This is a genomic window from Natronococcus sp. CG52 (genome assembly GCF_023913515.1).
GTDB lineage: Archaea > Halobacteriota > Halobacteria > Halobacteriales > Natrialbaceae > Natronococcus > Natronococcus zhouii.
On record NZ_CP099391.1, the window covers coordinates 2,784,123 to 2,796,628 of the forward strand.

General features: G+C 66.8%; 12 protein-coding genes. 7 read left to right on the plus strand and 5 right to left on the minus strand.

The annotated features are described in order from the left end of the window. Window positions 1–185 precede the first annotated feature (185 nt). Window positions 186–1,196, minus strand: a complete 1,011-nt coding sequence (locus NED97_RS14065; protein ID WP_252487648.1) for a TIGR04024 family LLM class F420-dependent oxidoreductase — start codon at window positions 1,194–1,196, stop codon at window positions 186–188. Further along, complete coding sequence (locus tag NED97_RS14070; RefSeq protein WP_252487649.1) at window positions 1,193–1,969, minus strand: SDR family NAD(P)-dependent oxidoreductase; 777 nt, start codon at window positions 1,967–1,969, stop codon at window positions 1,193–1,195. Before NED97_RS14070 ends, NED97_RS14065 begins: the two co-directional genes overlap by 4 nt. A 168-nt stretch (window positions 1,970–2,137) precedes the next feature. Here NED97_RS14070 and NED97_RS14075 point away from each other — a divergent pair, with 168 nt between their 5' ends. The 3 genes from NED97_RS14075 to NED97_RS14085 all read left to right on the plus strand — a co-directional run bounded on the left by NED97_RS14075 (window position 2,138) and on the right by NED97_RS14085 (window position 5,375). Continuing rightward, entirely contained in the window at window positions 2,138–3,322 is a 1,185-nt protein-coding gene (locus tag NED97_RS14075) for a lactate 2-monooxygenase (protein WP_252487650.1), read from the plus strand. Next, window positions 3,319–4,053 (plus strand): HAD family hydrolase, encoded by a 735-nt coding sequence (locus NED97_RS14080; protein ID WP_252487651.1) that lies wholly within the window; start codon window positions 3,319–3,321, stop codon window positions 4,051–4,053. The genes NED97_RS14075 and NED97_RS14080 overlap by 4 nt, the downstream gene beginning before the upstream one ends. Window positions 4,054–4,247: 194 nt before the next feature. Beyond that, window positions 4,248–5,375 carry a GNAT family N-acetyltransferase gene (locus tag NED97_RS14085; RefSeq protein ID WP_252487652.1) on the plus strand — a complete coding sequence of 376 codons (1,128 nt, stop codon included), beginning with the start codon at window positions 4,248–4,250 and terminating at the stop codon, window positions 5,373–5,375. 8 nt (window positions 5,376–5,383) lie between these two features. Here NED97_RS14085 and NED97_RS14090 read toward each other — a convergent pair whose 3' ends face one another. Continuing rightward, window positions 5,384–6,598: an acyl-CoA dehydrogenase family protein gene (locus tag NED97_RS14090; RefSeq protein ID WP_252487653.1), complete on the minus strand. Its 1,215-nt coding sequence runs from the start codon at window positions 6,596–6,598 to the stop codon at window positions 5,384–5,386. A 163-nt stretch (window positions 6,599–6,761) separates the two neighbouring features. Between NED97_RS14090 and NED97_RS14095 the strand changes: the two genes are divergently transcribed. From NED97_RS14095 to NED97_RS14110, 4 genes are all read left to right on the plus strand, one after another. Beyond that, entirely contained in the window at window positions 6,762–7,871 is a 1,110-nt protein-coding gene (locus tag NED97_RS14095) for a phosphotransferase family protein (protein ID WP_252487654.1), read from the plus strand. Window position 7,872: 1 nt separating this feature from the next. Next, complete coding sequence (locus NED97_RS14100; RefSeq protein WP_252487655.1) at window positions 7,873–8,328, plus strand: MaoC family dehydratase; 456 nt, start codon at window positions 7,873–7,875, stop codon at window positions 8,326–8,328. Window positions 8,329–8,558: 230 nt separating this feature from the next. After that, on the plus strand, window positions 8,559–10,520 hold the full coding sequence (locus tag NED97_RS14105) for a 3-hydroxyacyl-CoA dehydrogenase/enoyl-CoA hydratase family protein (protein ID WP_252487656.1): 1,962 nt from the start codon (window positions 8,559–8,561) through the stop codon (window positions 10,518–10,520). Between the two features lies 1 nt (window position 10,521). Then, window positions 10,522–10,959: a MaoC/PaaZ C-terminal domain-containing protein gene (locus NED97_RS14110; RefSeq protein ID WP_252487657.1), complete on the plus strand. Its 438-nt coding sequence runs from the start codon at window positions 10,522–10,524 to the stop codon at window positions 10,957–10,959. A 93-nt stretch (window positions 10,960–11,052) separates the two neighbouring features. On the opposite strand, the gene NED97_RS14115 is transcribed toward NED97_RS14110, so the two are convergent. Next, a complete protein-coding gene (locus tag NED97_RS14115; protein WP_252487658.1) occupies window positions 11,053–11,580 on the minus strand; it encodes an Lrp/AsnC family transcriptional regulator in 528 nt (175 codons plus the stop codon). 32 nt (window positions 11,581–11,612) lie between these two features. Next, on the minus strand, window positions 11,613–12,467 hold the full coding sequence (locus NED97_RS14120) for an alpha/beta fold hydrolase (protein ID WP_252487659.1): 855 nt from the start codon (window positions 12,465–12,467) through the stop codon (window positions 11,613–11,615). Between the last annotated feature and the right edge of the window lie 39 nt (window positions 12,468–12,506).

The following is a 12,506-nucleotide window of genomic DNA, read 5'->3' on the forward strand; positions in this document are numbered from 1 at the left end:
ATTCAGCACGCCCGCTCTGACAGCAACTCGGTAGTTTCGGTAGGCGGTGCTGAATACAGAGCGCGAACGTGGCAACGAAGTAAGAATCGATCTGCGAAGGGCGATGATCGGTCAGTACAGACTGTAGAGGGGACGATGCTCGAGCGGTAGATCGCGTTTCAAAAATATCGAAACCGAGGCGCCGTTCAGGCCGGATCGGAGTTCGGCGCCAGCGCGGCCATCGTCGCCTCGATCTCGTCGGCCTCGGCGCCACGCGGGAAACTGACGGCGACCGCGTCGGCGCCGTCGACAGCCTCGAATCGCGCGAGCCGGTCGCGCGCGGTCTCCGGATCGCCCGCGGCGCAGAGGTCCTCGAGCAACTCGTCGGAGACCGCCTCGAGCGCCCGTTCCCGATCACCGTCCTGCCAGGCGTCGTGGATCGTCTCGGCCTCGTCGTACCCCTGCCGAGCGAGCGCGTCGCGGTAGAACGTGCCCATCCCGCCGACGTAGAAGGCCGTGTGCTGGCGGGCGAGTTCTCGAGCGCGGTCGGCGTCCTCGAGCGCACAGCAGGTGACGCCGACGGTCACCGCGACGTCGTCCGGCTCGCGGTCGCCGAGGTCGGCGCCGCGCTCGAGATCCTCGAGGCGGTCCCGAAGCCCGCCGGGCGTGAGCATGATCGCGTGCCAGCCGTCGGCGAACCGGCCCGCAAGTTCGACCGCCTTCGGTCCCATGCCGGTGACTTCGACCGGCGGCGCGGGTTCGGGAACGTCGCACCGGAGTCGAAAGCCGGCGAGCGAGAACTGATCGCCCTCGTAGTCGACAGTTTCGCCCGAGAGCACCTGCCGGACGACTTCGACGGTCTCGCGGGTGCGCTTGAGCGGGTTGCCGTACTCGAGGCCGTGCCAGTTCTCGATCACGACGGGGCCGCTCGGGCCGAGCCCGAGTCGGAACCGGCCGTCGGCGACCTCCTGCAGCGTCGCGGCGGTCTGGCCGAGCAGCGCGGGCGAGCGCGAGTATGTGTTGACGATGCTGGTGCCGAGCTCGACGCTACTGGTTCGCTCGGCGATCGTCGTCAGGACCGTTACCGCGTCCCGGCCCCAGGTTTCGGGAAGCCAGACGCAGTCGAACCCGTCCTCCTCGGCTCGCCGGGCGTAGTCGGCCAGCGAGTCAACGCTCGGCTGGGCCGCGACCGGGAGGTGGACGTCCCTGTCGGTCATACCTCGGGCGACTCTTCGATGCGGGGCAGTCCCTGCGCGGTGATCGTCTCGCCGACGACGTACGAGGAGGCCGGACTCGCGAGGAACTGCGCGAGGTCGGCGATCTCCTCGACGGTTCCCATCCGGCGTTCGACCTCGGTCCGGTCGACCTCGTCGGCCGAGACGCCCATCTGGCTCTCGACGCCCGCCGTCGCGACGAATCCGGGGGCGATACAGTTGATTCGCACGCCGTCAGCGGCCCACTCGTAGGAGAGCGTCGTCGTCAGATTGACCACAGCGGCCTTCGCCGCGCCGTAGTGGCTCATGTACGGCGAGCCCGTCTGTCCGGCGACGCTGGACAGGTTGATCACGATCCCGCCGTCCTCCTTCAAGCGTTCCGCGGCGGCCTGCGTACAGTGGTAGGTGCCGTGGACGTTGATGTCGACGATCGTCTTCCAGCCGTTCTCCGAGATGTCGTCGAAGGTGGCCATGAACGACGCGCCGGCGTTGTTCACCAGCACGTCGAGGCCGCCGAACTCCTCGACGGTCGCCTCGACCAGCGCGTCGACCGCCTCGCGGTCCGTAACGTCACATTCGACCGGAAGTGCCCGCCCGGAACGCTCGCTCCCGTTGATCTCCTCCGCGACCGGGTCGACGTTGTCCCGCTCGCGCGAGCAGATCACGACGTCGACGCCGTCGGCGGCGAACCGCTTCGCGATCGACTCCCCGATACCGCTCGAGGCCCCGGTGACGATCGCGACGTCGCCGTCGACGCTGAACTGTTCGGTACTCATCGGCGGTCACCCGTCTCAGCTGCGAGAATTGTTACCATTGTTAGGTGCAGTAAACGATATGCAGACACTGTTAATAAAGATGGGTCCGTCTCCCGTATTGTTAAGGCGGTGGGAGGGCACTGTCAGCGATACGCACACTCGGGCGGCGAGCGCCGCTCGCACAGCACTATGACAGGAGAAGACACCGGATACGGGCCGGATCGACAGGAAGCAGTCTACCGACGGGGCATGCTCGAGGGCGAGCCGCCGGAGTTTCCGGTCGCTTACGAGGATCTCGAGGAACGCGCCCGGGAGGAGCTCAGCGAGGAGGCGTTCGCCTACGTCGCGGGCGGCGCGGGCTCGGAGTCGACCGTCGAGGCGAACGACCGCGCCTTCGACGAGTGGCGGATCGTCCCGCGAATCCTGCGGGACGTCTCCGACCGAGATCTCGCGGTCGAACTGTTCGGTCGAGAGATTCCGGCACCCGTTCTGCTCGCACCGATCGGCGTACAGTCGATCCTCCACGGCGAAGCGGAACTCGCCGTCGCCCGCGCCGCGAGCGATGTCGGCGTGCCGATGATCTCGAGTTCCGTCTCCTCGTACGCGATGGAGGAGATCGCCGGAGAACTCGACGCACCGGGCTGGTTCCAGCTCTACTGGAGCGCAGACCGAGACGTCGCGGCCAGCTTCCTGGAGCGCGCCGAGGACGCCGGCTTCGAGGCCGTCGTCGTCACCCTCGACACGCCGAAGATGGGCTGGCGAGAGCGCGACATCGAACTCGCCTACCTCCCGTTCCTCGAGGGGCAAGGGATCAAGAACTACTTCGAGGACGACGCGTTCTGCGACCGGCTCGAGGCGGACGATCCGTGGGCCGATCCCGAGGCCTCCCTGGAGTCGTTCATCGACTGCTTCGGCGACGCCTCGCTCACCTGGGACGACCTCTCGTTCCTGCGCGAACGCACCGACTTGCCGATCGTTCTGAAGGGCGTACTCCACCCGGACGACGCCAGCCGCGCCGTCGAGCGCGGAATGGACGGCGTGATCGTCTCGAACCACGGCGGCCGCCAGGTCGACGGCGCGATTCCCGCACTCGAGGCCCTGCCCGGCGTCGCCGATGCCGTCGGCGACGACGTTCCGGTCCTCTTCGACAGCGGGATTCGGCGGGGCAGCGACGCCGTTCGCGCGGTCGCGCTGGGCGCCGACGCCGTCCTGCTGGGCCGGCCCTACGCCTACGGGCTCGGGATCGGCGGCGAGGACGGCGTGCGCTCCGTCCTGAAGAACTTCCTCGCGGATCTGGACCTGACTGTCGGGCTCTCGGGCTGTGCCAGCATCGACGAGGTCGATCGGTCGACGATCCGACGGGCGAAGCGATGAGTTCGAATTCTCCGCCCGAGGACGGCAGCGGCGCGGAACCGGCGGTGTGGGAGGCCGCCTTCTGGGACATCGGCGGCGTCATCCTCGACCTCGAGTCGGCCCGGGCCGCACACACCGCGTTCGTCGCGGACCTGCTCGAGCGCCACGACGTCGACGCGACCGTCGAGGAGGCCATCGCCACCTGGCGAAGCGCCGTCGGCGATCACTTCCGCGAGCGCGACGGAACGGAGTTTCGAGCCGCCCGCGACGGCTACCACAGGGGTATCGAAGCGATCGTCGGCGAACCGGTTCCGCGAGCGGAGTGGAAGCCACCGTTTCGAGATGCCGTCCGATCCTCGATCGAGCCCGTGCCGGGCGCCGTCGAGACCGTCGAGCGACTCGCCGCACGAGACCTCCACGTCGGCGTCATCAGCGACGTCGACGACGAGGAGGGCCGGTGGATGCTCGAGCAGTTCGGCGTCCGCGAGGCGTTCGACTCGATCACGACCTCCGAGAAGGTCGGCCGGACGAAGCCCGATCCCGCGATGTTCGAGACCGCCCTCGAGAAGGCCGGCGTCGCACCCGACCGGTCGCTGATGATCGGCGACCGGTACGACCACGACGTGAAGGGCGCCGACGAGGCGGGGCTACGCGGCGTCGCCTTCGGCGCTGAAAACGGCCCCGCCGTCTCGTATCGCATCGAGTCGCCGCTCGAGGTCCTCGAGATCGTCGACGGCGAACGAAACGAGTGAGGCGGAGCGAGCGGTCGACCGTCTACGCCTCCGATAGCTGTTCGTTTCGAAGACAGTCGATTCCCGATAGAGGTCCCGAGACTTGTAAAATTTGGCGTATTCAGGCTCAACCTCTTTTTATCCGCTGGGCGGATACAGACGTGAGTCCACGGCACTCTCGTCGCGCGCGAGTCGGGCCGAAGCCGTTTCGAACCATGAAATCAGCCAATCGGGGCGCATCGCGGGTAACGATCCGCCGGTTCGAGCCCGGCGACCGAGCCGCGTTTCTGTCGCTATACGAGACCGTCTTCGGACGCGACCGCCGCACCGACTGGTTCCGGTGGAAGTACCGGGAGAACCCGTACGTCGATCACGTCCCGATCGTCGTCGCCGAGCAGGACGGCGAACTCGTCGGCTGTCGATCGCTGTTCGCCCAGGAGATGCGAGGGTACGGAACGGTGCAGACGGCGTTCCAGCCGTGCGACACGATGGTCCACCCCGATCACCGTCGGCGCGGGCTGTTCGGCCGGATGAACGAACGGACCCTCGAGCGCTACGCCGACGACGGCCCGTCGTTCTTCTTCAACTTCCCGAACGAGGCCTCGATGCAGGGCAACCTCAATCACGGCTGGCGCGAGATCGGGACGGTACCGCTGTACTATCGGTTTCAGGACCCGATCCGCGCCCTCGAGCGGTGGGCCGGCGACGCCGAAACGGCGAGCGATTCGGCGGAGTGCGTGAGGGAGAGCCGCGCGGCAACCGCGCTCTCGAAGTCGCTCACGGACGCGATAACCGGTTCACACCGGGCAGGAGATCGGCTTCTGGCCCCCGACGCCGACGTTCGACTCGAGCGCTACGAGACGCCGCCCGCGGAGACGCTCGAGCGGATCTATCGGCGGTCGATCCCCGACGAGATACACACGAATCGGACCGAGGAGTTCTACCGCTGGCGATTCGCCAATCCGCACCGGGCGTACACGGCGTACGTCGCGAGACGGACCGGGACACCGGCGGCTGCGCTCGTCGTCTCCGAGATCGGCGATCACGTCCGGATCGTCGAGACTCTTCCGCGAGCGGTCGATTCGGAACAGGCGGCGCTCAACCGGCTGCTCGTCGCGGTGCTCTCCGAGTACGAGAATCGCAGTTTCGTCACGGCGTTCGGCGAGACGCTGCCGACGCCGGTTCGCTACCGGTTCTACCCCGACACGCGACCGCCGCTCTCGACGGTCGTTCGACCGTCGGCGCGGACGTTGCTCGCGCGCGATCTCGACGCGAACGGCACAGTCGAAAACAGTTCGGCCGCCGACTGGACGTTCTCGCGGCTCGACCTTGACACGACCTGAGCGGGTCGCTACCCGCGGAATCGCGTCACCGGGTCGAGTTCGCTCTCGTCGATATCCTCGAAGGCGTCGCGGGCGATCACGCGCTTGTGGACCTCGTCGGCGCCGTCGACAATGCGGAACGCGCGGACGTTTTCGTAGAAGTCCGCCAGCGGCAGGTCCTTGCCGATCCCGTTGCCGCCGCAGCACTGGATCGAGAGGTCGACCGTGTCCTGGACAACGTTCGCGGTGAAGACCTTCGCCATCGACACCGGGATGCGCGCCTCTCTCCCTTCCGAAATCTCGCGCGCGGCGTGACGGACCATCGTCCGGGCCGCGTGAAGACGCGTTTCGGCGTCCGCGATATCGTAGCGCAGGCTCTGCTTGTCGGCCAGTTTGCTGCCGAAACCCTCTCGTTCGCTCATGTAGGCCTTCGCGACCTCGAGCGAGCGCTGTGCCATCCCCGAGTAGCGCATGCAGTGGGTGAGCCGTGCGGGGCCGAGACGCTTCTGGGCGATGGAAAAGCCGTCGTTCAGCCCTCCCAGCAGGTTCTCCTCGGGGACGCGAACCTCGTCGTAGATGATCTCGGCGTGACTCGAGCCCGTAAACTCGCCGCCGACGTGCGGGATGTCGCGCTCGTACTCGACGCCGTCGGTGTCGGTCGGGACGAGGAAGATCGAACAGCCCTCGTAGGGGTGGGCGGCCTGGTCGGTCCGCGCCATGACGAGCAGGACGTCGGCCTCGCTGCCCTGGGTCGTCCACCACTTGTGACCGTCGATGACCCACTCGTCGCCGTCTTTCTCGGCCGTGGTCTGGATCATCTTCGGATCCGAGCCGCCGCCCTGCATCGGCTCGGTCATCGAGAACCCCGAGTGAATCTCCGCGTCGACGAGCGGTCGGAGCCACTCCTCCTTTTGCGCCTCGGTGCCGGCCATCTCGAGGGTGTGCATGTTCCCTTCGTCGGGCGCGTCGACGCGGATCGCCAGCTGCCCGAGCAGACTGCGGCCGGCCTCCTCGAACGCCGGCAGGACGTCGCGGAACTCGAGGCCGAGGCCGCCGTACTCCTCGTCGATCTGGGGCGCGTAGAGGTCTCGATCGCGCGCCTTCTCTCGTAGTTCTTCGACGACGTCGTCCGGAACCGGACCGTTCCCGAGCCACTCGCGCTCGACCGGAATCACTTCGTCGTCGACGAACTCGCGAACGTCGGCGGCCAGTTCACGCGCTCGGTCGCTGTCGTGGTACTCCATGCCGTAACGTATGCGAACATTGTAAAATAAGGTTTCCGTCGTAACTATTTTCGTTAACCGGGCCGGGGATAGTACCGTACGCGACTATGAAACTCGGGCCACCCCTTCCGACGGATCCGGCCGTATCGAGCCGACAGCCGACCGAACGCGCCGAACGCGAGCCATGACCGACAGCTACTACGAGCGACTCGTCGACGAGGACGCGCTGGCGGCGTACCTCGAGAACCACCTGGGCGCGGCCGAGGAGTACGATATCGACCGGCACCAGGAGGGCCACTCCAACGAGACGCTGTTCGTCACCTGGGGCGACCGCGACCTGGTGGTCAGACGGCCCCCGCCGGGCGAGACCGCCGACACCGCCCACGACGTCCTGCGAGAGTATCGGGTGACGAACGCGCTCGTCGACACCGACGTCCCCGTCCCCGAACCGCTGCTCGCCTGCGAGGACCACGACGTCATCGGCAGCGATTTCTACGTGATGGAGCGGCTCGAGGGGCACGTGCTCCGGCTCGAGGAGCCCGACGAGTTCGCCGTCCCCGACGCCCGCGAGCGGATCGGCGAGGAACTCGTCGACACGCTGGCGGCGATCCACGACGTCGACTACGAGGACGTCGGCCTCGGCGAGTTCGGCTACCCCGAGGGCTACACCGAGCGACAGGTCGAACGCTGGGGCCAGCAACTGATGTGGGCGTTCGACCGCACCGCGGACGAGCGGGAGGTGCCGGACCTCTACGAGGTCGGCGCGTGGTTACAGGAGAACGCGCCGGACGAGCACCCACGCGCCCTCGTTCACGGCGACTACAAGCTGGATAACGTGATGTTTGGGCCAGCGGGACGCGACGCGTCCCGGAACGAGCGAGCGGACGACGTCCGCGAGCCGGCGACGCCGGAACTGGTCGGCGTCTTCGACTGGGAGATGGCCACGCTCGGCGATCCGCGGGCCGACCTGGGCTGGATGCTCTCCTACTGGCGCGACGCGAAGGATCCCGACCCCGCCGTGCCGGAACTCACGTCGACGTTCATGGAACGGGAGGGGTACTCGAGCCGCCGGGAACTGGTCGACCGCTGGGAGGACCGGACCGGCCTCGCGTTCGAGCACGAGCGGTTCTACCGCGCGCTCGCGGTGTACAAGCTGGCCGCCCTCGGCGAGATGTTCTTCCGGCGCTACCTCGAGGGGAACAGCGACGACCCGATGTATCCGAAGATGGAGGAACGCGTTCCCGCACTGGCCGCGCGGGCGATGCGAATCATCGAGGGCGAGGAGCCGCTCTGAGATGCGCTACTTCGAGGACATCGAGGTCGGCGAGACCCGCGAGTTCGGCGAGTACCACGTCACCAGCGACGAGATCGTCGAGTTCGCCGAGCGGTACGATCCGCAACCGTTTCACGTCGACGAGGAGGCTGCAGCCGAGACCATGTTCGGCGAACTGGTCGCCTCGGGCTGGCACACCGCGGCGATGTCGATGCGAATGCTCGTCGAAGGGCCCGACGACGAGGAGGACCGGGCGTCGATGGGTTCGCCCGGGGTAGACGAGCTTCGCTGGCACCAACCCGTCAGACCGGGCGACACGCTCTCGCTCCGAACCGAGGTGCTCGAGAAGCGACCCTCCGAGAGTCGCTCGGATCGCGGGTACGTCAAGAGCCGCCTCGAGACGTTCAATCAGGACGACGAACTCGTCATGAGCTGGGTCGGGAACGCGATCTACGAGCGACGAGAGCACGAGGAGTGAGCGGCTCCCGGCACTTCCGAAGAACGAGCGCCGTTCTCGGTGCGTCTGCCGGCGATCCGTCCGAACGTCACATCGACGAGGGTGTTCGTCCCGACCCGCAATCCCAGCGATAGTTACCGGCGTTTGTTCTACCGTCGGCGTGCTATACGATATACGGTATCTCCCCTACTGAATTAACAATGGTAACATGGTTCGGTGGAGTTAAGAGCGTCCCGGCCGACGACACGAGCATGTCATACGACACCATCGACCGCGTCGCCGTCCTCGGCGCGGGGAACATGGGACACGGAATCGCCGAGGTGACCGCGATGGCCGGTTACGACGTCGCGCTCCGGGACGTCGAGCCCGAGTACGTCGAGGACGGCTACGAGTCGATCGCCTGGAGCCTCGAGAAACTCGAGGAGAAAGACCGCCTCGGCGAACCGGCCGACGAAATTCTCGAGCGGATCGAGACCACGACCGACCTCGAGGCGGCCGTCGCCGACGCCGACCTCGTCATCGAGGCCGCGCCGGAGAACCTCGAGCTGAAACACGAGATCTTCACCGATCTCGAGCGTTACACCGACGAGGACGCGCTGCTGGCGACGAACACCTCGAGCCTGCCGATCACGGATATCGCGGAGGTCGTCGACACGCCCGAGCGCGTGCTCGGCCTGCACTTTTTCAACCCGCCGGTGAAGATGGACCTCGTCGAGGTCATCTACGGCGCCGAGACGAGCGACGAGGGTGCCGAAGCCGGCTACGAGTGGGTCGAGTCGATCGAGAAGACGCCGATATACGTCCGCAAGGACGTCCGCGGTTTCGTCGTCAACACCATCGTCGGTCCGTTCATCGGCGAACCGGCGTGGATGGTCTCCGAAGGAGATACCGACGTTCGACAGGCTGACGCCGCGATGACCCACGGGCGAGGCTACCCGATGGGGCCGTTCGAACTCGCCGACCTGACCGGGATCGACGTCGGCTACCACGTCCGCAAGGAGGCCGGCGACGACGTCCCGCCGATCACGGAGGAGAAGGTCCAGGCCGAAGAACTCGGCAGGAAGACCGGCAAGGGGTTCTACGACTACGAAGACGGTGTCGGACCCGACTATGAGTCCGGCGACGGAGAAGGGTTCGACACGCTCCAGGTCGAGGCGCGGATGGCCAACCGCGCGGCCTACCTGGTCGGCGAGGACGTCGCAACCCCCGAAGCGATCGACACCGGCGTCCGTCTCGGACTCGGCTTCCCCGAGGGGATCTGCCGCCGCACAGATAAGATCGGCCTCGATACGGTGCTCGAGAAACTCGAGACCCGGCTCGAGGAGACCGGCGACGATCGGTTCGAGCCCCATCCGCACCTGCGAGAGCTCGTCGAATCGGGGCGGACCGGCGAGGACGCCGGCGCGGGCTTCCACGAGTACGGCGACGGCGGGGAGGGCGACCTCGACTCCTACCGCTACCTGAACGCGGATCTCGAGGACGGCGTCCTCGCCGTCGAGCTCGACCGCCCGGAGCGGATGAACGCCCTCTCCGCAGACCTGCTCGGCGAGGTCGACGACCTGTTCTCGTCGGTCGACACCAACGAAATTCGGTGCGCGACGATCGAGGGGACGGGCGACCGCGCGTTCAGCGCCGGCGCGGACATCACCGGATTCGGCTCGCTCGAGCCGACCGACGCGATGGACGTTACGCCGGCGTTCGAGACGGTCAACAACTTCCCGCGACCCGTCGTCGCGAAGATCGACGGCTACTGTCTCGGCGCCGGACTGGAGCTCGCGCTCGCCTGCGACCTGCGACTCGCGACCGAGCGGTCGGCGTTCGGCGCGCCCGAGATCGGACTCGGCCTGATTCCCGGCGGCGGCGGCACGCAGCGACTGATGCGCGTGCTCGGCGAGACCCGCGCGAAGGAACTGGTGTTCCGCGGCAACCACATCGACGCCGAGCGGGCCGAGCAGTGGGGACTGGTCAACCGCTCGGTCGAGCGCGACGACTTCGAGGACGTTGTCGACGAGTTCCTCGACGACCTTCGCAACGGCCCGCCGCTCGGCCTCGAGGTCGCTAAGAAGGTGATGAACGAAGGTGAGGACGCCAGCCTCGAGGCGGCGCTGGCGATGGAGAGCCAGGGCTTCGGCCTGCTGATCGGCACCGACGACGTGCGAGAGGGAACCGCCGCGTTCGCGGAGGACCGCGAGCCGGAGTTCGAGGGCGAGTGAGATGGCCGTCTCGTTCGATGACCTCGAGGTCGGTCACGAGGTCGTCACCCACTCGCGGACGATCACCGAGGCGGACGTCCGCAACTACGCGGGCGTCAGCGGCGACTTCAACCCGCTACACCTGAGCGAGGAGTACACCGCCGACACGCCGTTCGGCGAGCCGATCGCCCACGGCGCGCTCCTGTTCGGTATCACGACGGGGCTCCTCTGGCAGTATCGCCACGAGCGCCCCGTGACGATCGCCTTCTACGGGGTCGACTCGCTCCGGTTCACCGAACCCGTTACGATGGGAACGACGGTCCGCGCCGAGTCCGAACTGATCGAGAAGGAGCCGCGGGATCACCCGGTCGCGAACGGCGTCGCTCGTTACGAGACGCGACTCGTCACCGACGAGGACGAGACCGCACTCTCGTGTGAGATGATCACGCTCGTGCGCTGACGGCCGTTCGACCCGTCGCTCGATTTAGCTACGCGCCAGATCGGCTTCGCTTCACCTCCGTCTCTCCGTGCTCGGAGACCGGCGGTCGGGGGCTCACTCGAGGTCGGCCTCCTCGCGCAGGTCCTCGTAGATCTCCGGATCGGTCTGGAACTTGAGGACGTTGTGGACGGCGGAGTTGCGGAGGTTGGCGATGACGTCGCCGTGTTCCTTGTAACAGTCGTGGATCCACCGAGAAATCTGCTCGCGATCCCGGAACATCATCACCGTCTTCCACTGGTACTCCCCGTCAGAGAGGAAGAAAAAGAGGGTGTGTTTGTCCGCCTTGATGTCCTCCATCGCCTCGCGCCAGTTGTCGGCGAAGTGTTCCGGGTTGAACTTGAACTCGAACAGCGCGAAGGTGTAGTACTCCTCGTTGGGGATAATCGCCTCCCGGAAGACGCCCTCGTTGCGCATCCGGCGGATCGACTCGCTGACGGTGACGTGGGAAACGTCGATGTCGTACCTCGACTCGAGCACGTCGGTGAGCTCTCGAGAGGAGAGCTGTGGGTCCTCCGCGAGTTCACAGAGGATCGCGATATCGCGATCTTTGAAGTCCCAGTTCGGCGGATTGGTGGCGGTCATACTGTCGTGAAGGTCGTCGTTCATTGCAAACGTTACGTATTCCGTTCCGTGAGGAACTCGCAGAGTTGGTCCCGGTACGCTTCCGAACGGTCTTCGGGCACCCAGTGGTAGGCGTCGGACAGCGGGGCGAGTTCGGCTCGTTCGAGGTCCGCGGCCAGCCGCTCGGCGTAGGAGTACGGCTGCATCGCGTCGTCTTCCCCCCACAGCAGCAGCGTCTCGGCGTCGATCGCCCCGTAGTCGAGTTCGGTCGTGTGATTCGTGTTCGTCGCGACGGCGTTGCGAACCAGCGAACGGTGCCCCTCGTCGGACAGCCACGGCGCCTTCATCCCCTCGACGAACGCGGGATCGGCCTCGCCGTAGGCGCCGTCGACGAATGCCGACTCCAGCCGCGCCTCGAGTTCCGATCGATCGAGGTCGGCGCTCGAAGGAAGTCCGAGTTCCGAGACGAACTCGACGGGCCAGGAGTCGTAACAGACCGCGTTCGAGAGCACGAGCCGCTCGACGGCGTCGGGGTTGTGCGCGGCGAAACGCAGGGCGACGCCGCCGCCGATGTCGTGAGCGACGATCGAAACCGTCTCGAGTTCGAGTTCCGCGAGCAGCGACTCGAGCATCGCCTCCTGCGCCCTGATCGAGCGATCGAACCCGTCCGCCATCGCGGAGTTTCCGTACCCGAGCAGGTCCGGCGCGACGGTTCGTCGCTCCTCGGCGATCGTCGGAACGACGTCGCGCCAGAGGTACGACCAGGTCGGAATTCCGTGGAGGAAAACGACGGGGGGTTCGTCGCCGGTCCGGGTCCCTGCCGCGTGGTACGCGACCTCGAGTTCGTGGTCGTCGACGGTGACGGTCGCCGTCGTCTGTCGCCCGCTCCACGTCTCGTGGTCGACCATCTAGAGGCCTCCACGGGAAGCCGCAGGCGGTCGCTCTGC

Bases quoted from the DNA above. Each gene is read 5' to 3' on its own strand.
- NED97_RS14065 (WP_252487648.1), bottom strand. From the start codon at position 1,196: ATGACCGACAGGGACGTCCACCTCCCGGTCGCGGCCCAGCCGAGCGTT.
- NED97_RS14070 (WP_252487649.1), bottom strand. From the start codon at position 1,969: ATGAGTACCGAACAGTTCAGCGTCGACGGCGACGTCGCGATCGTCACC.
- NED97_RS14075 (WP_252487650.1), top strand. From the start codon at position 2,138: ATGACAGGAGAAGACACCGGATACGGGCCGGATCGACAGGAAGCAGTC.
- NED97_RS14080 (WP_252487651.1), top strand. From the start codon at position 3,319: ATGAGTTCGAATTCTCCGCCCGAGGACGGCAGCGGCGCGGAACCGGCG.
- NED97_RS14085 (WP_252487652.1), top strand. From the start codon at position 4,248: ATGAAATCAGCCAATCGGGGCGCATCGCGGGTAACGATCCGCCGGTTC.
- NED97_RS14090 (WP_252487653.1), bottom strand. From the start codon at position 6,598: ATGGAGTACCACGACAGCGACCGAGCGCGTGAACTGGCCGCCGACGTT.
- NED97_RS14095 (WP_252487654.1), top strand. From the start codon at position 6,762: ATGACCGACAGCTACTACGAGCGACTCGTCGACGAGGACGCGCTGGCG.
- NED97_RS14100 (WP_252487655.1), top strand. From the start codon at position 7,873: ATGCGCTACTTCGAGGACATCGAGGTCGGCGAGACCCGCGAGTTCGGC.
- NED97_RS14105 (WP_252487656.1), top strand. From the start codon at position 8,559: ATGTCATACGACACCATCGACCGCGTCGCCGTCCTCGGCGCGGGGAAC.
- NED97_RS14110 (WP_252487657.1), top strand. From the start codon at position 10,522: ATGGCCGTCTCGTTCGATGACCTCGAGGTCGGTCACGAGGTCGTCACC.
- NED97_RS14115 (WP_252487658.1), bottom strand. From the start codon at position 11,580: ATGACCGCCACCAATCCGCCGAACTGGGACTTCAAAGATCGCGATATC.
- NED97_RS14120 (WP_252487659.1), bottom strand. From the start codon at position 12,467: ATGGTCGACCACGAGACGTGGAGCGGGCGACAGACGACGGCGACCGTC.